23 protein-coding genes are annotated in these 21,770 nt (G+C 26.4%); 1 reads left to right on the top strand and 22 read right to left on the bottom strand.

Features of this window, described 5'->3' with window-relative positions:
• Window positions 1–24: 24 nt before the first annotated feature.
• The 12 genes from SAPIS_RS02895 to rpsU all read right to left on the bottom strand — a co-directional run bounded on the left by SAPIS_RS02895 (window position 25) and on the right by rpsU (window position 11,481).
• Window positions 25–843, bottom strand: a complete 819-nt coding sequence (locus tag SAPIS_RS02895; protein WP_023789463.1) for a hypothetical protein — start codon at window positions 841–843, stop codon at window positions 25–27.
• The gene (locus SAPIS_RS02890; protein ID WP_023789461.1) at window positions 833–1,783 is read right to left on the bottom strand and encodes a hypothetical protein; all 951 of its coding nucleotides are present in this window, start codon (window positions 1,781–1,783) and stop codon (window positions 833–835) included. Before SAPIS_RS02890 ends, SAPIS_RS02895 begins: the two co-directional genes overlap by 11 nt.
• A gap of 125 nt (window positions 1,784–1,908) precedes the next feature.
• Window positions 1,909–2,424, bottom strand: a complete 516-nt coding sequence (locus tag SAPIS_RS02885; protein ID WP_144083786.1) for a hypothetical protein — start codon at window positions 2,422–2,424, stop codon at window positions 1,909–1,911.
• Between the two features lie 87 nt (window positions 2,425–2,511).
• Entirely contained in the window at window positions 2,512–4,311 is a 1,800-nt protein-coding gene (gene thrS / locus SAPIS_RS02880) for a threonine--tRNA ligase (RefSeq protein WP_023789457.1), read from the bottom strand.
• A 12-nt stretch (window positions 4,312–4,323) separates the two neighbouring features.
• Window positions 4,324–5,577 (bottom strand): serine--tRNA ligase, encoded by a 1,254-nt coding sequence (gene serS / locus SAPIS_RS02875; protein WP_023789455.1) that lies wholly within the window; start codon window positions 5,575–5,577, stop codon window positions 4,324–4,326.
• A 146-nt stretch (window positions 5,578–5,723) separates the two neighbouring features.
• On the bottom strand, window positions 5,724–7,352 hold the full coding sequence (locus SAPIS_RS05195) for a sulfite exporter TauE/SafE family protein (protein ID WP_023789453.1): 1,629 nt from the start codon (window positions 7,350–7,352) through the stop codon (window positions 5,724–5,726).
• An 8-nt stretch (window positions 7,353–7,360) separates the two neighbouring features.
• Window positions 7,361–7,735: a RidA family protein gene (locus tag SAPIS_RS02865; RefSeq protein ID WP_023789451.1), complete on the bottom strand. Its 375-nt coding sequence runs from the start codon at window positions 7,733–7,735 to the stop codon at window positions 7,361–7,363.
• Complete coding sequence (gene ilvA / locus SAPIS_RS02860) at window positions 7,736–8,971, bottom strand: threonine ammonia-lyase (RefSeq protein ID WP_023789450.1); 1,236 nt, start codon at window positions 8,969–8,971, stop codon at window positions 7,736–7,738.
• Between the two features lie 97 nt (window positions 8,972–9,068).
• Entirely contained in the window at window positions 9,069–10,013 is a 945-nt protein-coding gene (ruvB, locus tag SAPIS_RS02855) for a Holliday junction branch migration DNA helicase RuvB (protein ID WP_023789448.1), read from the bottom strand.
• Window positions 10,000–10,566 carry a helix-hairpin-helix domain-containing protein gene (locus SAPIS_RS02850; RefSeq protein WP_023789446.1) on the bottom strand — a complete coding sequence of 189 codons (567 nt, stop codon included), beginning with the start codon at window positions 10,564–10,566 and terminating at the stop codon, window positions 10,000–10,002. The genes ruvB and SAPIS_RS02850 overlap by 14 nt, the downstream gene beginning before the upstream one ends.
• 59 nt (window positions 10,567–10,625) lie before the next feature.
• Complete coding sequence (locus SAPIS_RS02845) at window positions 10,626–11,177, bottom strand: hypothetical protein (RefSeq protein WP_023789444.1); 552 nt, start codon at window positions 11,175–11,177, stop codon at window positions 10,626–10,628.
• Between the two features lie 139 nt (window positions 11,178–11,316).
• Window positions 11,317–11,481 (bottom strand): 30S ribosomal protein S21, encoded by a 165-nt coding sequence (rpsU, locus tag SAPIS_RS02840; RefSeq protein WP_023789442.1) that lies wholly within the window; start codon window positions 11,479–11,481, stop codon window positions 11,317–11,319.
• A 150-nt stretch (window positions 11,482–11,631) separates the two neighbouring features.
• On the opposite strand from rpsU, the gene coaBC reads away from it, so the two are divergent.
• Window positions 11,632–12,816 carry a bifunctional phosphopantothenoylcysteine decarboxylase/phosphopantothenate--cysteine ligase CoaBC gene (coaBC, locus tag SAPIS_RS02835; protein WP_023789440.1) on the top strand — a complete coding sequence of 395 codons (1,185 nt, stop codon included), beginning with the start codon at window positions 11,632–11,634 and terminating at the stop codon, window positions 12,814–12,816.
• On the opposite strand, the gene SAPIS_RS02830 is transcribed toward coaBC, so the two are convergent.
• The 10 genes from SAPIS_RS02830 to nagA form a co-directional block, all read right to left on the bottom strand.
• The gene (locus tag SAPIS_RS02830; protein WP_023789438.1) at window positions 12,799–14,586 is read right to left on the bottom strand and encodes a PTS transporter subunit EIIC; all 1,788 of its coding nucleotides are present in this window, start codon (window positions 14,584–14,586) and stop codon (window positions 12,799–12,801) included. The genes coaBC and SAPIS_RS02830 overlap by 18 nt on opposite strands.
• Before the next feature lie 13 nt (window positions 14,587–14,599).
• Window positions 14,600–15,022, bottom strand: a complete 423-nt coding sequence (locus SAPIS_RS02825; RefSeq protein ID WP_023789436.1) for a hypothetical protein — start codon at window positions 15,020–15,022, stop codon at window positions 14,600–14,602.
• Window positions 15,023–15,281: 259 nt separating this feature from the next.
• Window positions 15,282–16,286: a hypothetical protein gene (locus SAPIS_RS02820; RefSeq protein WP_023789434.1), complete on the bottom strand. Its 1,005-nt coding sequence runs from the start codon at window positions 16,284–16,286 to the stop codon at window positions 15,282–15,284.
• Window positions 16,287–16,616: 330 nt separating this feature from the next.
• A complete protein-coding gene (locus tag SAPIS_RS02815) occupies window positions 16,617–17,000 on the bottom strand; it encodes a hypothetical protein (RefSeq protein WP_023789432.1) in 384 nt (127 codons plus the stop codon).
• Window positions 17,001–17,284: 284 nt separating this feature from the next.
• Window positions 17,285–17,434 (bottom strand): hypothetical protein, encoded by a 150-nt coding sequence (locus SAPIS_RS05420; RefSeq protein WP_166484601.1) that lies wholly within the window; start codon window positions 17,432–17,434, stop codon window positions 17,285–17,287.
• A 12-nt stretch (window positions 17,435–17,446) separates the two neighbouring features.
• Window positions 17,447–18,160, bottom strand: coding sequence for a Fic family protein (locus SAPIS_RS02810; RefSeq protein ID WP_023789430.1), 714 nt, complete (start codon window positions 18,158–18,160; stop codon window positions 17,447–17,449).
• A 183-nt stretch (window positions 18,161–18,343) separates the two neighbouring features.
• Window positions 18,344–19,009, bottom strand: coding sequence for a deoxyribose-phosphate aldolase (deoC, locus tag SAPIS_RS02805; RefSeq protein ID WP_023789428.1), 666 nt, complete (start codon window positions 19,007–19,009; stop codon window positions 18,344–18,346).
• 1 nt (window position 19,010) lies between these two features.
• Complete coding sequence (locus SAPIS_RS02800; protein WP_023789426.1) at window positions 19,011–19,997, bottom strand: Gfo/Idh/MocA family protein; 987 nt, start codon at window positions 19,995–19,997, stop codon at window positions 19,011–19,013.
• On the bottom strand, window positions 19,997–20,584 hold the full coding sequence (locus SAPIS_RS02795; RefSeq protein ID WP_023789424.1) for a hypothetical protein: 588 nt from the start codon (window positions 20,582–20,584) through the stop codon (window positions 19,997–19,999). Before SAPIS_RS02795 ends, SAPIS_RS02800 begins: the two co-directional genes overlap by 1 nt.
• The gene (gene nagA, locus SAPIS_RS02790) at window positions 20,574–21,719 is read right to left on the bottom strand and encodes an N-acetylglucosamine-6-phosphate deacetylase (protein ID WP_023789422.1); all 1,146 of its coding nucleotides are present in this window, start codon (window positions 21,717–21,719) and stop codon (window positions 20,574–20,576) included. Before nagA ends, SAPIS_RS02795 begins: the two co-directional genes overlap by 11 nt.
• Window positions 21,720–21,770 lie beyond the last annotated feature (51 nt).

Below are 21,770 nucleotides of genomic sequence, written 5' to 3'. Positions count from 1 at the left end.
AACTTGTAACTATTGTTATAAGTTTTAAATTTTTTTTGTCTCTAAGTTAGTGTCTTTGTCTTTGATATGCATAAACTTTTTATTTAAAAATATAAAATAATCTTTTTTTAATTCAATATCACTTTTTTTAACAACTAATCCATTCAAACTTTTGCTTTTTTGAATCAAGGTTGTTATAAGTTCCTCATTTTCAAAGGAAAAATCATCATTAATATAGTAAATGGCTTCTTTATCGTTATACTCTAAAACCTTAAAATTATATAAAGTGCTCTCCATTCATTTACAAATAAATGCATAAGCATCTATTTCTGAATATGGTTCTGATGTTTTTACTTCCAATAGCATTTTTCCTTTAGTTTCTCAACCTTTATTTACAGTAACTGCTAGTGTTGTTTGTGTATTTGTCTCGAGAATTTTTTGTTGATAGTTAAATGTTAAGCTATCAACAAAAATATTTTCTATTACAAAAGTTAACCCTGTAAAATCATACTCATTATTAACTAAAGGAGTATCAAATATCTGAGCTAATGATGTAAAAAAAATTTTTTCAGCAATTTCCTCTTCTGTTTCGCCATATATATTTACAATGTGATTGTTTACTTTATATGTATCTAAACTACTTTCAAAACCATTGTGTTCTCAATAACCATTTATGTATTCTAGATATTTGAAATTAACCGGTGTTATTTTATTGTCACCAGAAAAAAGTTTTTCTAAACCATCAGTTGTTATACGTGAACTTATAGAAGGAAATGTTTGTATTGGTTCGCAAGAAATAACTGTAAGAGGCGAAAAAGAAACTGGTATTAACGAAAAAAGAGTTAAAAACTTTTTAAACTTCATCTTTGCTTTCCTCACTTACTTTTAAAACTTCTATTTTTTTTATTAACTTCTTTTCAAATGAAAATGGTTCGAATTTTTGAGATATATTTCCTTCAAAAACTAAAGATTCATCGTAATTATTAAGAACTTTTTTAATATAATTCTTTACATTATTTATCCTTGATTCTTTTACGGTAATAACTATTTTATTTCCTAAATTTTCCTCTTCTTTTATTTGTTCAGACATTGAATTATCCTTCTTATCTTTATTCTCTTCTTCTTGAATTGTGTTTTTTTGAACTTCAATGTTTTCAGGACCTTCTTCATCAATATTTAACAAGCTTTTCAAAGCTTTTATGTTTAGTATAAATGAAGTGTTGTAAAATGCCAATCTTTCTCTGTGGTTATTATTAGAATTATAAGTCACGTTTTGTTCAGAAAATAATATTAAATCTTTACTTTCTTCCAATGCGTTGAAATAATATGTATTTTCGGTTTCATCGATAGTGATTTGTTTACCTTCCATCTTGTAAAAGATTTCACCATTAGATGGCATAACATTTAATGATCTTGCTAACTTGTCATAAGAGAACTGTATTTTTTTGATATTGTCAAAATCCTTCTTATTTTCTTTTAAAGGATTATTATAGTCGCTACTCATTATGTTTTGAGCTGTGTACTCTTTTTCTCTTTCGCATTTCATCGCATCATTGCAATTTAATCCAAAATAATTGTCCTTCATTACAAAATTTTTTAAATTATCTAGATTATCATTGTTAAAATCTGGAAGCATTGAAAATTTTTTATCATTTGTTTTTTTTGATGAGAAAGTGTTAACATAGACAAAATTATTGTTAAATTCTTCGGCAACTATAACTGGTTTACTGGTTCCACAAGATGTGCTTAATAATAAAGGTAAAAATATAAAATTTCCACTTATGATTCTTCAAAATTTTTTCATATAAGCACCTCATTCAAATTATAACAAATTGAAACCTAACATTTAACTATTACTTGTTTGTTGGTTAAAATAGTTAAGTCAAAATAAAAAAAAGGTATAAACCTTTTCATAAACATTATTTATTGTTATTTTATAGGATCACTATTTTTTGGATTACCTTCTTCTCAAAAATTTATCGCTAATATATTTTTTACAAATTTTACAGTGATTTCAAATTCCCTAAATGGTAAAGATAAATAACCATTAGTAAAATTTATCGCTATATGAGCTAAGGTTAGTGGTGTCATTTCAGGTTCTTTTTTTATTCACTCTATTGGGTCTTGATTTAAAAATTCATCAAATCCATATTTTTCAGCCATTCTTTGTTTAAAGGTAGTTATACCAGGATCTAGTCAATTTTCTATTAGTCAATTCGTAATTTCGTTTCTCATAAAACCTTTATCTTGAATATATTTTGAAGTTAAATCAAAAATTCATGATGGAAGTCTCTTAATACCTTCATCAATTGACCCTACAATTAGAACCTCATTAATTTTTTGTCCACTGTCTGAAAGGAATGACACCGCTAAAAAAGCTGTGCCATCTAAAAATGTAATTTTACCCAAGCTAGACTCTTTTAAGTTATAAATTTTATTTTCCAACTTATTCACCACACCTTTAATTGAGTTGATTATACACCACTTTTTAAAATATTTTTTTTCCATTTTTAAAAATGGCTGCCTATTTTTTTATATTCTTTCTTCTATTTCTTTTTTTATCATTGATATAAAATCATCTATTTTATATTTGATTTCTGTATTATTTGAGTATTTTTTTACTGTTAATATATTATTCTCTTTTTCGTTCTTTCCAACAACTATATAGTATGGTGTTTTTTTTATGATTGAGTTTCTAACCTTGTAACCAATTCTCTCATCACTATCATCCAATGATGTTCTTATTTTATTATTGAAAAAAATGTCTTGGATAGATTGTGCATAATCATTTACATCTTTTCCTAAAGATAATATATCGACTTGAACAGGAGAATATCATGTACTAAATTCCCCGTTAGTTTGTTCTAATAAAACAGAAATAAATCTTTCGTATGTACCAACTAATCCCCTGTGTATCATAATTGGTCTAATAAGATTACCATCAGGTCCTACATATGTAAGGTCAAATTTTTGTGGTAGTAAAAAATCTAATTGAATTGTAGAAACAGTTATTTCATGACCTTGAGAAGTTCTAGCCTGTATGTCCAATTTTGGACCATAAAATGCAGCCTCTCCTACCATTTTTTTATAATCGATTTTTAGCTCATCTAATAGTTGCTCTAAGTTATTTTCTGCTTCATTTCACATATCATCATCATCATAGTATTTTTCTTTATCATCAGAGTCTCTTAAAGATAAAGAAATATAGTTGATAGTTATATTGAATTTCTCTAATACCTCATTGATAAGTTTGTAACAATTTAAAAACTCGTTTTTTAATTGTTCCTTTGTTGCGAAAATGTGAGAGTCAGTTAATTCCATCGCCCTTACTCTTTCCAATCCTGTTAAACTTCCAGAAAATTCATATCTATGTTGTATTGCGTGTTCAGCAAACCTTAGAGGTAATTCTTTATAACTTCTTTTTTTATAGTCATATACCGAAATGTGATGAGGACAATTCATTGGTCTTAAAACAAGATTTTCTTTATTATCCATTTCAATTGAAGGAAACATATTCTCACGATAATGGTCTCAATGTCCTGATGTTTTATATAGCAATTCTGTACCTAATACAGGTGTTTCTATTTGTATAAATTTATATTCGAACTCCTTTTCCAACAAGTATTTCTTTATCTCGCTTTTTAAAATTGTTCCATTCGGTAATCAAATAGGTAATCCCTGACCAATTAATGGGTCTATATTGAATATTTCCAATCTTTTACCAATAACTCTATGATCTCTTTGTCTTTTTTCATCTAAAAGCTCACTTTTTTTTAGAATTTCTTCATTATCGAAACCATATATAAATTCAATTTTTTGTATTGATTGTTCTTCATTTAAATGAAAAGCAGAGATATTTATTATTTTAAATATTATTTCTTTATATTGAATATCTGTAAAATCAAGCTCTTTTAAATCAAACAAATTCTCATTTTGATCTTTTTCCACCTCGTCCCTTATTGATAAACTTTTTATAGGTTTAGCAATTTTTATGATATTATTATTAACTCCGCTTAAATTTTCTGTTGTGTCAAATAATATAAAATTGTCATTTGTAAAATAATTATAAATTTTAGAATTGTATTTAGAAATTAATAAAGAGTAAAGATAATTTTTTGCTATATTGTTCATAGTTATTTCAGTTAACTCGTCATTTTTTTCGCAAAGTTCTAGTGTGCATCCCATTTTTATTATCACTTCATCGTTTAGTATTAAATCGTTGTGTTTTAAAATATATTTTTTTCATTCTATATTTATATTTTTTTTAATATCTTTAACAGACATGTTTTCTTCTACAATTATTTTTTTAAAATTAATAATATCTAGTTCCATACATATACCTCATTATTCTATAAAACTTTTATTATCAAAATATGGTCTTAAAACATCTGGTAATACTAATTTTTCTCCATCATAATAATTTTCTAAAATGGCTGCAAGCAATCGGTCAATTGCTAAACCTGATCCATTTAGGGTATGTAAATATTCCAATTTACCGTTAACTCTATATTTTGAGTTCATCCTTCTTGATTGAAAATCTAAACAATTTGAACAAGATGATATCTCTCTATATTTATTTTGACTTGGAAATCAAACTTCTAAATCGTATGTTTTTGCTGATGCAAAACCCATATCACCAGTACACAACATCAATACTCTATATGGTAAATTGAATAATTTTAAACACTCTTCAGCATCTTCAACCATTTTTTCTAACTCTATATATGAACTATCTTTATCAGTGATTTTGACCATTTCAACTTTATTGAATTGGTGTAATCTAATTATTCCTTTAGTATCCTTGCCGGCACTTCCTGCTTCTTTTCTAAAGCATTGTGTGAATGCAGTGTAATATAATGGAAGATTTGAATGTTCTATTACTTCTGAATTTAATAAATTTGTTAATGGAACTTCTGCGGTTGGAATTAAATATTGGTCCCCTTCTTGTAGCTTATAAAGGTCTTCTTCAAACTTTGGTAACTGACCTGTTCCAAACATAATATTATCGTTAACAATTAAAGGTAACCAAAACTCTTGATATCCTTTTTTTGAGTGTTTTTTTAACAATATATCAATTAAAGCCCTTATTAGTTGTGAACCTTTATTTTTATAAACAACATATCTAGATCCAGCTAATTTAGTACCTAATTTGAAATCAATCAATCCTAATTTCTCAGCAATTTCTCAATGACTTAAATTTGATGCAACTTTTTTATCATTATTTCAGTTTCTTATCTCTTTATTATCATTTTCATCAAAACCAGTTATTACACTTTTATCAGGAATATTTGGTATGTTGATATTAATTGTAAAGATCTTAGACTCTATATCACTTAAAATCTTTTCTAAGTACAAAATTTCTTTTTCTATTTCTTGAAGTTTTACTTTTACAGATTCTAAAACAACAATTTTGTTTTGTACATCTTTGGTTATCTTATTTTTCTCAAACTTCAAGTTTTCTAAATCATAAATAATTTTTTTTCGTTTTTTATTGAGTAACAAAAGTTCACTAATCTCTTTTGTATAATTTTTTTGCCTAGTATTAAGCAATCTAATTATTTCATCTTTATTATTTTCTATGTAATCAATACTTAACATTTTAATGTCTCCAGTCCATGAGAAAAAATATATACTTTTGGAATTTTAACTATATGGTACTACCGCGACAAAATTCAAAAAACTTTTTTCTAGTGTCTTATTATTAACAAGGCATTTGAAAAAGTTTTTTTATTAAGTTTTATAATTTACTTCCAACTTTTTTTCTCTATTTTATTTTTGTCAATTTTTAAATTGATTTTAGTAATATCAATTTGTTTAGAATCCATAATTGATGAGAAATTTTTATCTAACATTTTTAAATAATTAGTACCATACTTCTCGTAATAATTTTCTGGCTCAGTTTTAACGAGACCGAGCGATTCTTTTCTAAGAGCTAAAAACTTACGAAATAACATAAATGATGCGTAATACATAACTATAACAGCAAATCATTTTAAGTAATATGTAAAGTCATTCATCTTGATATTTAATCCACCTTGAATACCTACAAATATAGCGAAAAATGCAAACACTGTACCAAATACTCCACCAATTAGCAAACCGTATGCTACTTTAGGATTATAATTATTATCTCTGTGGAAAGTTCATGCTGTTGTTGGCAATGCAAAACCAGCTGCACAGGTCATTATAGGAAATGCAATAATTGTTTCCATTCCTAATAACGAAACTATCGCTAATGCGGGTGCATATAAACCGATACCAAAACTTTGTAAACCACCAATTATAAAGAATGCTAATATACCAACACCTAATTTTCAACCAGATAGCCCTTTAGTTCCTGCGTTTTCAAATAAACCAACTTGTGCAAGAATCATTAATATACCAGCAACTGCTAAGCAAACTGATACAAACAAAGCTACTACTTTTTTATTAACTAAGTTAACTATTTTAGCTGCTAGAAATGCACCTATCATAGCTGATATTACAAGACTAATCAATGTCACTAATTCAACTTGTATAGCACTCACGAACAAAGTACCAGCTAATAAGTTTGGAATAGTTAAGCCAATATTTAAAGTTCCGGGTAAATTCTTCACATTTTTTACTGTGTTAGTGGCATTTAATGCAGCAACTGTAACAGCAAATGAACCAACACCAATTGTGTCAGTAAAACTACCTATGAATCCAATAGAAGAAGTCTTAAATAGGTTTTCTTCTTTATCTAGAAAAATTCTTTTCGTTGTTTTGGTAATTATAAAGACCAAGAATCCTATTATCAAACAAACACCGATACACATAAATATAAAGGCTGTAATCTGATCCTTATCTTTAAAACTAAATGTTTCTCCATTATTAGCTACTTTAAAATAATATAAGTAATTAACAATCAAACTAATAACCAATAAACTGATAGTCCCTAATATCGCAATAAAAGCTATATTTCTAGGTTTTAGAGTTTTCTTTAAAATTGAGTAATCTTGTTTTACTTTCTTGATACTGTCTTTTTTATTTTCTTGTTTTAAACTCTCTAGTTTTACTTGATATTCAGCTTTCAATTCAATATAGTTTAAATTATTTTTTATTAAATTTGACTGATTATACTCTCAAATAGCTAGTGAATAATTTAAATCTAAATAGTCTTTAATTTTGGATACATATTCAGAATATAAATTTGTTGACTCCACAACTTTTTGATCAAATTCTTCTTTAGTTAGCCTCTGATTCTTAAATTCTTTTCTTAAAAATCCTAGTTGCTCTTTGTAGAATGTCTTCATTTCTATTTTTATCTCTGCTAAATTATAAAGGTTAGATATATGAGTTTGTAGTTCTTCTTCGTTTTCCATAACATTTTTGATTAACTTTTGATTACTCATTCTTTATGCTACTTAAAAGCTATAACTTCTATTTCTATTAGACTATTTTTTGGTAAGTTTTTTACAGCAAATGTACTTCTTGCTGGTTTATGGTTTTCGAAAAAGTTCTCATATAAATTATTAACTTCTGAAAAATCTTTGATATCTTCTAAAATAATAGTTGTTTTAATAACATCATTTCTTGTGTAACCCGCTGCTAATAATATTTCAGAAATATTAGCAAAAATTTGTTCAGTTTGACCTTTTAAATCAGATTTCAATTCCATAGTATTAGGGTCTAAACCAATTTGACCTGAAACATACAAGAAACCGTTATCTAATTGAATTGCTTGTGAATAAGGACCAACAGCTTTCGGTGCTTTTGGGGTATGAATATATTTCATTTAAATGATAGAATTTAAAAATTCTTTCTCCATAACTGAATATCCATCTTTTTCCAAGTCATTAATCACATTTTTTAACTCTTCTTTAGTATTGATATCAACTACTAATCTTATAATTTCTCTATTAATTCCCAAAGTATTTTCTAATTGTGAATCTGAGATTTTATGTATTTGCACTCCATTATTATCTACAATATTAGTAATTTTTGAAAGATGTCCTTTTCCTAGTGGAGCATCTATTTTGATAACCACTCTACGATTTAAATCAATCAAAGCTCTGTTTGTTATATTTAAAAATGTTGTAACATCAATGTTACCACCAGATAATACACAAACAACTTTTTTACCTTTTATGTTTAGTTTATTAAATAACATTGCCGCACTCGAAACAGCTCCAGCACCTTCTGCAACTACTTTGCAATTTTCAAATAAGAAAAGAATTGTTTTTGCTATTTCTTCCTCAGTTACTAAAACCACATCATCAACATATTTGTTTAGTAATTCAAAAGTTACGTCCCCTGTTTGTTTAACAGCGATACCATCTGCTATAGAAAGTTTACCGTCAACCATGAATGGTTTTTTGTTTTTTCTAGCTTCATAATAACTTGGTACATTCTCACTTTCAACACCAATTAGTTTACAATTAGGGTTTACATTTTTGATATAAGTAGCAATTCCAGCTAATATACCTCCACCACCAATTGGAACTAGTACATAATCAGCATCTTTCACTTGTTCCATTATTTCTATACCAATACTTCCTTGACCCATAACAACATCGATATCATTAAACGCATGAACTAATGCCTTATTTGTTTCTTTTACAATTTCCATTGCTTTAGCATTTGCGTCATCAAAGAAATTTCCGTGTAAAATTACTTCCACACCGTAATTTCTAGTTGCATTTATTTTAGCTAACGGTGCAGTTTTTGGCATAACAATTGTAGCTGGCACTTTTAACAAATTAGCTGCAAAGCTTACCCCTTGAGAGTGATTCCCAGCACTGGCAGCAACAACCCCTTTTTTCAAAACTTCAGGATCAATTGACATCATTTTAGACAAGGCTCCTCTAAGTTTAAAAGAACCTGCTTTTTGTAAATTTTCTAATTTAACATAAATTTCGTTCCCGGTAAGTTGACTCATTTTGGTCGCATATATCATAGGAGTTTTATTTAAGAAAGGTTTTATTTTTTCGTATCTTTTTTCAATACCTTCTTTTGTGATATTATTACTCATATTAACACCTCTTTCATTCGTGGTTTCTCAACCACCTTTATAATAAACCTATTTTCGGTAAAATTTCCAATATAATACTTTATTTTAAAAATTATATCTATTGATTCATATTAAGAAAGTTTTCTAAAAAACTTACTCCCTTGCTTGTTAACTTCCTTCCTCTTGCTGTTTTTATTATTAAGTTATTTTTTAAAAGATTTGGTTCTATTAAAGTTATAATAAGTTGTTGCGACATATTTATAATTTGTTGAATACTCTCAATCCCTAAACAACCGTTTTTCCATAATATGATTAAATAATCTATTTCTAAAGATGTTAAGCCATACTTAAATAAATTCATTTTTTTGAAAGTATCTTTTATAAACTCAATATTAATACTTAAAGGTTTTTCTATTACAACATAGTCATTTATCCGCTTTAATAAGTTGATAGCTACCCTTGGATTTAACTTACAGAAACCAGATATAAAATTTGCAATCTCATCATCTATGTTAAAATTCATTTTTTGAACATTTATTTTAATTATTTGAGAAATATCCTCATTTGTATAATTGTCGAATGTAAAGTTGATAGGAAATCTATTTACAAATGGTTGTATTATTTTGTTTATCTCAGTTGTGGCACAAATCAAAGTAAATTCTGGTAGCTTGATATTAACTATTTTAGAGTTATATTCTTTACCTATTATGATGCTCAATTTTCGGTCTTCAAGAGCAGGATATAAAATCTCAAAAACCTCTTTTGATGCAGAATGCACTTCATCAATAAATATAATTTCATTATTTTTTAGCGCTGTTAACGGTGAAATTATATCGCTAGCTTTTTGTAAACTAGGACCATTTAATATATAAATCTTTTGTTTTAATATTTTAGAAATCAAATAAGCTAAACTAGTTTTACCAACTCCACTGCCACCACTCAAAAAAATATGATCTACACATTTACCTCGAATTCGCGCAGACTCAAGGCACACTTTTAAATTTTCAATAATATTTTTTTGACCAATATATTCGGAAAAAGACTCAGGTCTAAACTCATTCATTTATATTTTTCCCCAACAAAATAAGAGATTCTTTCAATATGATGTCTTCTTTTTGACTAAAATTTACCTTATTTACAACTTGATAAACATCAGAAATTTTATAACCAAGTCTATGTAAAGAATTGATAACATTCATTTGTTTTTGTGAATATTTTTGTTTGAAATACTTCTCGCGCAATTTGTACATGATGTTTTTAGCATTTACTTCACTTATTCCGCTAAGATCTGTTAATCTAGAAATGTCTCCTGACTTTATATAAGTTAAAAAATCATCTAGTTTGACATTATCAAAGATATTTTCAATAGTTTTTAAACCAACATTTTTTATTTCTAGTAATATTTCAACTAAATCACGTGTTTTAGAATTATAAAAAAATAATATTTTATCTGTAAAATCATTTCGATAATGTAATATATAAAATAAATCACAATCTGTTTTACAAACACTTTCGTCTTTTGATGCTATTAATATACCTTTATAACCGATTCCATTAACCTCAATCAACAAATCCTTATTGTTATGTTCAATAACTTCCCCTTTTAAAAAATACATGTGAAACCTCCAATATGTATAATCTAGTTGGGAAATAAAAAAATTACACTTGCGTGCAATTATTTACTAATATTTTTCTTTTTTGTTGTAGTAGCACTTTTCTTAGTTGTTGATGCCACTTTGGTTTCTTTTTTCTTAGTTGATACGCTAGCTTTTTTACCTTCAGCTTTTTTGCTTAAATTAACTACCTTGCTTGTTTCTGTTTCGGTTGGAACAGAAATTGTTTTTTTATTTCTATTTGAGTTGAAAAAACTATTTCTTTCTTCGGTGATCATCTTAGCTCTTTTTAAAGTTAAAGGTTTACCGTCGATGTCATATTTATTTTTCATAGAATCGACTGAGTTATTATTTTTTCTATTTATAATTGAATCTATTCTTTCTTTATTTTTTATAGAATCTTGAACCCCTTTAGGAAGTTCAGAAAGATTACTTTTACCACTTTTAGAAGATGCAACGATAGCTGATTGCTTCAAAAGGTAAATCTTTGAGTGTTTTTCTTCTAACATTTTTGGTCTTGTAATAACTTTACCAGATGACATTTTATCTTCTGTATTTTTCTTTTTATCATTGACAAACTTTTGGTTAGTGCTTGCCTTAGTTGCTTTAATCATAATCGATTCTCCTCAATACTTGTAAACATATTAATTATATCGTATTTAACACTATATTAAAACAAAAAGCTAGATTTAGTAAAATTATTTATAATTTACAAAAATATGAAAATAGTGGTAAAAAATAAAAAAATTGGAATTAACCAAATTTTCTGTTTTGTTTTTGTTTGTAAATACGTTTTTCTTTTTTGCTTAAGTGATACTCTCTTTTTCTCGCTTCTGCTTTAGAAGAGGCAGCTACTTTTTGAAAACGTTTAAGTGCTTTTTCGATTGGTTCACCTTCGCGTACTACTACACTTGCCATCTAGATTTCAACTCCTAATTCAAAATTATTATACATATAAATGTATATCTTGTGAATAATTTTACATATTTTTTTTCATTTTTTTTATAAATTATCACTTTTGGAAAAGAAATATAGTTAAAATAACTATAAATAAGGGGTTATATAGATATGAAACGTTTGAATTTGATTGTTACAGGTGGAATAGCGGCTAGTAAGTCAAAAGAATTATATCATTTACTAGCTAAAAAATATGATGTGAAATTGATACTTAGCACAAATGCTGGAAAGTTTGTTGATTTTGAGTCGTATGAAACACATGACAAAATTTTTACTGAAAGTTTTTATGACCCACATCATTATGGTAAACATATTAAAATGTCTCATGAGTCTGATTTGAATATAGTTTATCCAGCTAGTTTTAACTTTATTGGTAAAATAGCTAACGGTATTGCTGATGACCTACCATCTCTAGTTTTTGCTGCTTCTAAGTCAAAAACTATTCTCTTTCCAAGTATGAATTCCAACATGTATTTGAGTCCTATATTAGAAAAAAACAAAAAGACTCTTTTAACCCATACAAATATAAGATGAATTGAACCAACATATGGTAAACTGGCAAGTGGACATGAAGGTATCGGAAGATCATTAGAACCAATTGAAGCAATCAAAATAATAGATGAAGAATTAACTGATTATCTTAATATCAATAATAAAAAATTTATGTTGAATTTTGGAAGAACAAGAAGTTACATAGATAAGATTAGGTATATAACAAATACTAGTAGCGGTAAAATGGGATTAGCACTTAGAAATGCCCTTCTTAATTATTCTCAAAGTGTAATCAGTGTCTTTGGTGATACAGATTTTAATCTTCAACAGAATGAAAAAAACATTTATTGTAACACCAATGAAGAGATGTTGGAAGTAATGAAAAAAAACTTTTTCGATAGTGATGTCGTTATTTGTTGTGCTGCACTTAACGATTTTGAAGTGTTAGAGTATGTAGATAAAAAAATTGAAAAAAGAAATTTAAAAAATAACTCATTGAAATTAGATTTAAAATACTCAATAGATGTATTGAAAGAATTAGGCAGTATAAAAAGAAACCAGTTTTTAGTAGGATTTAGTTTATCAAATGAATTTGATTTTCAAAAAGCTAAAGAAAAACTAGTCGAAAAAAATTTAGATATGCTTGTTGTTAATTTATTAGACTCTGTTGGAAATGATAAAACGAGTTTAAAAATTATGTTTAATGATAATACAAATATTATTCACCTAGATAACTTACCAAAACATTCAGTGGCATTTGAAATAATTAAAGCTATCAATGAAAAATTAGCGGTGCATAATTAATTTGTTTGTTACTTGAAAACTTTCTACAAAAGTTTTCATTAATTTTTTTCTCTCTTCATTTATTTCGAAATAAAGAAATCCGTTTTCAATTCTAAAATTCTTAAATCATTTATGATAACCTTTCAAATTAGACAAGCTTCTCAACTTTAGTTTCAAAATATCATTATTAATTTCTATACTCATAATGTTTTTTGAACCTTCAAAATATTCAATAAGTTCTAAACATTGTTTTTTTATTTCTCATGAAGATATTTTTTTTGTCTTCTCAATATTGATGTCAAAGAATTTAAACCATAAGTAAAATGAGAAATAACCTATTAGCGAATAAATGATCCCTACCAAAGGAATTCAATATATACCAGTCTTCTGACCATTTATTGTTGGTATAACTCCATTCATTACAAAATCAAAAAGTCCAGTTGAAAAAGTTGTACCGACTTTTACTTGTAACAATGATGTTGTCATTCCCATAAACCCTGTTAACGGTGCATAAACAAGAAAAAAATAACCAGGCATTATAAAACAAAACATATATTCTACTGGTTCAGTGATTCCTAACAAGAAAGAAGTTAATGCTGTTGAGATATAATAACCATATTCTTTTCTATTAGAGTTTTTTAAAAATAGAAACAGCGCAAGAGTTGGTAAGACAAACATAGAATTTACAAATCCACCAGTTAGGAAACGAGTAACTCTAAAACCTATATTTCAACAATCATCAATAGAAACATATTTACTATTTAATATGGCAATAGATATTCTTTGATCACCACTTATTTCCCAAAGTTTTTCTACGGAACTTGTTTGATATATTCATTCTTCAATATTATTTAGTAAGTATTCAATGTTATTGGTTTTTAAAATATCAAATATTGAGTCTATATCCAAAGATCCTAAATTATAAATCTGATCATAAATTTCTCTTGATATACCATTAGTTCTAGATAAATACTCTGCTAATAATTGACTTTGATATTGTGAAAGGTCTCCCCCTATTTGCGTATACCACATTGGAGCTTGCCACAATAAACTAGATCCGAATGGTATCAGCATTCTTTGTATAGTTCTAAATACAAATGAATCTAAACCATTTGGTGATTTTGCAACTTGTGACCCAAGTCAACTTAGTAAAAATCCTAAAATCGGTCATATCATAATAAAAATTAAAGAAAATACAAAAGAGTAAAGCGGCATAATTAACAATGCAAATTTTTCTTTTTCAAAAAAACTTAAACTTTTTGGTAAGCTAACATTTTTTGTAAAGTTAAAAAAAATAACATTTAATGAACCGATCATTATTCCTCCAATAACTCCAGTATTGAATGTTTTATAGCCGAACAAATCAGTTAAATATATTTTTTGATTAAGGGCTTTTCAAAATAATATACTAAAAGTATTTTTGTTGTTATCATTAATCTTTAAAAATGAGTTAATGATAACAATAAAAATAATATAACTCAATAAGGTAACATAAACAGCCGCACCTTTATTCTTAGAAAAACCTATACTGATTGCTAATGCAAACCAAACACCAATATTTAAAAAAAGTATTTGTCCAACACTTGTAAAAAGTTTAGACAAAACATTATCGCTACCACCAGGTAAATATATTCTAAAAATATTTCCAAATGTAATTATTAAACCAAATATTGGCATTAGAATAATTACAAAAGAAAAACTGGCACCCAACTTCCCTACAAAACTTCTAAAGCTTGCTTTTGTATAATAGGATATATCTAATTCTTTTTTTCTTAAAGCAGTTATTTTCATTTTGCATTCAACTCTATTTCTTTAAATACATTTTCACCTTTATTTTTTTTGAGTTATATTTTTTATTTAATAATCCTTGATTACTATGTCTTTTATATTCTTCCAATTCTAATTTTTCTTTTTTGGTAATGGTGTTCAAAATTTTTTTACGTTCTAAATAACTAACTCTTTTTTGTATTTGTAAGTTATAAGCTTCATTTATTAATAATTTCAAGTTATCAAACTTATAATTATTTTTATTTGTTTCCTCTTTTTCGAATTCAAAAACATTTCTTGCTTGAGTTATTTTCTCTTCGAAAGTAAGTTCATCCATCAAAGGAGTTTCTACTAAGTCATCATTTAATAAATATTTGTTATTTTTTATGTTATTATTTTTTTGTTTTAAATTTTTTATTGCTTTTAGGAACAAATGTTTTGTTGCTAAGTTTTTTTTCATGTTGAACGTTTTTCATTTTTTTTCTAAATGTTTATAAGCTAAGGATACTTTGTATTTATCTCTAAATATAATATAGTCTGTTTCTTTTTTTAAACGTTCTCTATCTTTTAATATTCTTTTTTCTTTTTCAATTTTATTTTGCTCTTTTAAAAAATTTAATTCTTCTAAAAGTTTTTCTTTTTCTTTGTTTAGCTTGTCTAAACTTTTTTCTTTTTTATTTACTGTTGACTCTAACGTATTAAAAATATTATTTATTTTTTTATTCGTTGCTTTTTTTTACTGTATCAGATTCAATTTCATCCATTATTGCATTATACTTCGATGTAAAATTAATTCCATCTTCACTAAAAATATTTTGTGAATCACTTTCATAATCATCATCAAAACCTTCTACAGTAAAGAAACTATCTACATAAGGTTCGTTAGTTTTTTTGTTTGTTGTATTTTTATTTATTTTATTTTGGTTAAACCTTATCATATCTTTTTGTAGTTTTTTCAAAGCCACATTATTTTTTTCTTTTAAATAATCCCTAACGTTTTTTTCATCTCTTTCAATGTCGATGGTCAGGTCATCAGCTAAAAGTAAATCTAATGGTAAAGATTCTACGGTTTTATATGTTTTAATTGCGTCATCTATCTTAACTAATTTATTATTAGCTTCATTTATTAAATTTAAATTTTTTTGTTGTAAAGCAATATCATTTTCTTTTTTTGCTTTCAAATAATTTTGTTTTGCAAGTTTAATTTTTTTATTTTCCTCGTCTATTACAACTTCAAGCATTCTCTTTTTATTTGCTAACTCTCTAAACTTTTCTTTTTCTCTTTGCTCTGGAGTTTTATTATCTTGATTAGTTACCATGATCTTTTTGAAATCATTATTCAATAAAGAATTAGTTTTTTCTTCAGTTGCCGAGTTCTTACGGTTGTTATAAGTCTTATTTTTTTCGTTATTAAATAATTGTTGTATTCTTAATAAATTATTTTTTCTTTGTTTCAAAACAAACTCTTGCTTATTATTTCCAAAAATGTTTTTCTCTTTTAAAAGATTTAGTTGATTTTCTAATAACTCGTTTTCGATTATTAATAATCCTTCTATGTATTTTCCAATATTGCTTCTGATTTCTTCATCGAAATTAGAAAACTCATATGTAAGCAAGTTTACTGTTGTAGGATTTAAATTCAAATTCACTAATTCATCTATTCTACTTCTTATAGACTTTGGTAAACCAAATGTATTAACTTCATTTTTTCTTATTTTAGCCATTATATTCTCCTTAAAATAAGTGATTTAACTTTATTATAACAAAAAAGCTCTCTAATCCTGTAAGCCATTTGTGTTTCGTGTAAACATATGATTACGATCATTAATAATCATAAAAAAACTTCTTGTCCGCTTTGATAATATCACATTCTTCAATTATAAAACACATAAGTATATTGCTATTACTATTGAATTATTGTGTAGAACACTGTTTTTAGATATAACAAGTTGGTTTTTTTGAAATCATAGGTTTAGTTGTTACCTATCACTACATGTTTAAATTTTAAAATAAAAAAACCATCAATATGGTTTCGATTTTGTATTGTCGTAATACTAATATTCAAGTGTTTTTATTCTTTCAGAAAAGTTTACAACTATAATACTTACATAAAATAGTAAAGTAAATACTAAAATTCCTGAATAAACAATGATAGTTCCTATAGAATAACCAACAATTATTGGGTATAAAATAAATAACACAATAACCAGCAATGTATACACAAAAGATAAAATCAAAGAAACTTTTAACTTTTGAACTTTTTTGAAACAAAAAAGAAAATTAAACATAGCTGCAACTATTATTAAAAACCCAGTTAGTAATGATGGAATAATAATAGTTAATGAACTTCCTGATATAAGTACAATTATTGTAGATAAAAATCCCAAAACTGCGACAATACAAGAAATAACTAAAATAGATAATTTTGCACGATTCATATAATTCTCCTAAATAAAAAAATATCGAGTTTTTTCTCAACATTTATAAGTTTATTATATCATAAAATACTTATTGATAACACATTTCTGTGTTTTGAAAGTGCACGTAATTTAATGTAGATTAACCTTCAATAAAATAAACAATATTTTATTATCCAAAAAAGAGTGAAGGATTTTTCATACTTAAATAACTCTTTTGAATAAGATTTCACTTATAAAGAAACATTCAAAAAAAAAAAAAAAAAAAACAAGCATTCTAGTTGTAACTACTTGTTTTAGATAAATTACTTTTTACTTAAATTAGCAAATAAATCGGACATATTTTTATTGTTAGAAACAAAATCTACTGAGCTATCTATTTTATCTTTATCAATTGTTAAAATATCCGTATTTTTAAAATTTTCTTTTGTTATTTCTACATTATTTTTTTTCAATGTGATCACCCCTTAAAATAATCTCAAATACGCTTGATCATATAAATATTTGTATACATATAAAAATAATTCATCTTCAGAAAATACTTTACTTGAGTTCTTTTCTAAATTAATTTTACCATTTTTCTTTACATAAATATATTCGCAATTGTCTACAATTTCTGACACTAATTTCTCTCATTTTTTAATAAATTCATTACTTTCGAAAGAGTTATATAAGTAAATACAATATTTATGTAGAAAAGATGTCGTTAATAAGACTGCGCTTCGTTTGTTACCATTAATTAGAAAATGGCCTTTACAAAATCTAATTAATAAGTCGCTAGCTTTGCTAATTCAATTACCTTCTTGATTTTGAAACCATTTATAATAAATAAATGAGTTAATGCAAGATTCTTGCAATCCTGATGGTTTATCCTCAACATTTAATTCATACCCTATGCTTGTTTTTAACATTGGCAATTTTTTCATAACTGCTTCAAGTAAAGCATTACATTCGTTGTACAACTTACTACATATAAAATCATATCTGATAAATAAAAGAGAGTATATAGTCAATGATTGCTTCCCAGATTTATATTTAGTGAGAACTTTGATAACATTTTGATCTAAATGAATTAATTTATTATTAAAATAACTCGAGTTTAATGTTTTCTGTAATAAATCATTAAATAATTTGATATCCGCATCATTAGTAGCGATATAGTTAAATTTATTTACGATCATATAAAACCAACTTTCATTATTGAATTAATTGTAATATATATTACTTTGTATTTTGCAAAATAATATCCTAAATTAATTTAATATGGAAAACTCGATAAACACATAAATTGATATAAGATATAAAATTTTAGAGATGAATCTTGCTTTTATCATTATTCTTGTTTGGTTATTTTAACACAAAGATTAATAGCTGTTATTTTCTATAGAAATTCCTTCTATTATTTTTACCCCAGAACTTGTCCCTATTCTAGATACCCCTAAATCTATCATTTTTTTAGCATCTTCATAAGTCTTCACACCACCAGCTGCTTTTACTTTTGCTCTTCCTTTTACAACTGAAAGCATTAGTTTAACAACTTCAAATGTTGCCCCTTGTGTTGAAAACCCAGTTGATGTTTTGACATATTCAACACCTGATTCCAATGCTAACTCACAAACTTTTATAATTTCCTCATAAGTTAATAAACAAGTTTCCAAAATTACTTTAACAATATTATTTGGAGCTTGTTTTTTAACTTCTTTGATATCCTCTAATACAAGATCTCAATTTCCATCTTTTACAGCACCAATATTAACTACCATATCTATTTCATTAGCCCCTCTATTTAATGCTTCTTTTGTTTCAAAAGCCTTAACAGATGTTAAGGTCGCACCTAAAGGAAAGCCTATAACTGTTGTAATGCCAACATTACTTCCTTTTAAGGTTTGTTTTGCAAGTTCGATTTGAGTAGGATTGACACATACAGTAGCAAAATCATATTTGATAGCCTCTAAACATAACTCCTTGATTTCTTTGTTAGTGGCTGTTTGTTTTAGTAAAGTATGATCTATGTAATTATTTATTTTCATGTTATATAACACCTCTTTCGTCTTGGTTTCTTTCGATGACATTAAGCACTTTAATTGCCTCACAAGAAATATTCAATAAATAGTCTCTTAATTTGTAATCGTTATTTAATATCATTTTTGAAAAAACTGCTAATTCGTAATCAAATAAGTTTACTTCTAGCGGAGCATTTTCTTCATAAACAGTATTTTTGTTCATATTTTGATGAGAAAGAACAGAAATATTTTTTAAACTTATACAATCATCAAATATAATCGTAGCCATATCAGAAGATATTTCATTTTTTATTGTTCCTGCACTAGCTTTACTACAAACTATATTTACAATTACTTCATTTTCGTGTCTTAGTAATACACAATCGTTTAAGCCACTACCATTAGGTAATTTCAAACCCATTGCTTTCACTTCTTTTACAGGACCAAAAAGCGATATTGCTAATTCAACAGGATAAATAAGCATATCATAAGTTGAACCTTTACCTAATTTCTCATCAAATACAGAATCGTATATTCCTTTTTTTACATTTTCCATTCTTGATGAGTATTGTTTTAAATTAAATGTTGCTAAAAAAGGATTTATATTATTTGAGTATTCGAATAAGATTGCGAATTGAGGTAAATGAATTGTTTTATATGCCTCCATTAAAATGACATTGTTCATTATTGCTAATTTTGATAACTCGAGTGCTTGATTATATTCTAATGTTAAGGGTTTTTCTAATAAGACATGTTTTTGTAATTGTATGAAATATTTAGCCTGTTCAAAATGTAAACCATTAGGTGTTGCAATATAAACAGCATCAACCTCATCAATCATTACATTAAATGAATCGACTGCCCTTGCATATAATTTGTATTTTCTAATGATACTTTGTGCTTTGTCTTTTTTTCTTGAGTAACAGCAAGCAATTTCAAGATTTGGATTTTTTAAAGCAGCCTTGATAAACTCTTCGACAATTTTTCCTGTCCCAATAGTTCCAATTTTTATCATTAATTATCATTCTCCATAAACGGATTGTCAACCTTTTTTTTATCCAAAACTTTTTCTTCTATATTTTTTGTTTTGTTCATAGGATTAACAACTGTTTCTTTCAGTTTAATTTCTTCATATCAAGTTTTATTAATGTGATGTTGTTCAGTTAGTCTTGATAATGTTTCTAGGATCGAAATAGAAACACCAAATATAAATAGTACTATAATTACTACAATTGTTGATATTAATCTTGTTCGTGGGTCTAGATTTTTGAATAAAATAACAGCTAAACCAAGTAAAAAAACAACAATCATGAAGCAACAAGACATTGATATGTATATTTTTTCATTCTTTGTAAACTTTTGTTTAGTTAATTTATGTATATAAAATCTTAAAATGAAGTAAATGATGCCAGCTAGAATTGCTAGAAAATAAAGTGTAAATTGAATTTTGTAATAAATTTCACTAAAGGCTAGCACATCATTGTTTTTAGTTTTTATTGCATATACTAGACTAATCAAACCAATTGAATACATCAAAATTAAAGATAAAGTCAATAAAAATTTAATGAATACAAACGTTTTTGGATTTATTTTATTTTTCATAAGCTAATTCACCTTCGATAATAGTTTTAATGACATCATAATTATTGTCTAAAACAACCAAATCTGCCAACTTACCTACTTCAATGCTACCTACTTGCCCGTAGATATTAAGTTGTTTGGCAATATTGATAGAAGTCATTTTTATCAAGTTATTTAATGTTAATCCAGGTATTTCTTTCATCATTACACGTACATTATGATCATATGTTGCCCCTGCTCCAGCAAGCGCACCCCCCTCTTTTAGATAAACTTTCATGCCTTCCTTAATGACATCTAAGTTTCCTAATTTGTAATTACCATCACTTAAGCCTTTTGCACTCATCGCATCAGTTATAATACAAATTTGATCGGGTCCTTTAACTTTATATATAAGTCGTAGAGTTTCTGGTTTTATATGAATTCCATCTGATATGACTTCACACAAAATGTCATCAAAATATAATCCTGCAGTTGCTAAACCTGGTTCATGTTGTGAAACACCACTCATACCATTAAATAAATGAGTGACATGTTTGACACCAAGATTATAATCTTTTATAAAATCCTTCAACATCAAATTTGTATGTCCTGCAGAGGGTAAAATATTGTTTTCTAATAAATACTTTGTAAAACTACCATCTTGTAAGTCAGGAGCATAGGTAACAATTTTAATATTATTATCTGATGCTTCTATAAACTCATTTAGAGTATTGATATTTGGAGTTTCTAATAATGCTAATTCATGAGCACCTTTTTTTGAAGGCGAAATAAAAGGACCTTCTAAATGGCAACCTAAGTTTTTAGAGTTTTTTGATCTTTGATTTTTCATAAACTCACTAAAAGCTTTCAAATACTTCAAATTGTTGTCTTTTGAATTTGTAACACTTGCTTGAATAAAGCTTGTTATTCCTTCGCGTTTTACAATATTTGCAAATTTATGATATGATTCTATATCTCCAGATTCAAAGTCAACACCATAACCACCGTGTACGTGACAATCTATAAAACCAGGAAGTATAAAATTGTTGTCTAAATCAATTCCATCTTTTAAACATTCTCCCTTGTTAATAGACTTGATTTTCTTATTTTCGATTTCTATTCAACCGTTTTCGATAATTCCATTTTCTAGAACAATTTGTGCATTTTTTAAAATCATTTTTACTCTCCTAACACATTAATTTTAAGGTAAATTTCTTAACATTCCGTT

Origin of the sequence: Spiroplasma apis B31 (assembly GCF_000500935.1) — a bacterium.
Taxonomy (GTDB): Bacteria; Bacillota_I; Bacilli_A; order Mycoplasmatales; family Mycoplasmataceae; genus Spiroplasma_A; species Spiroplasma_A apis.
This window is presented reverse-complemented; position numbering and strand designations above follow the sequence as displayed.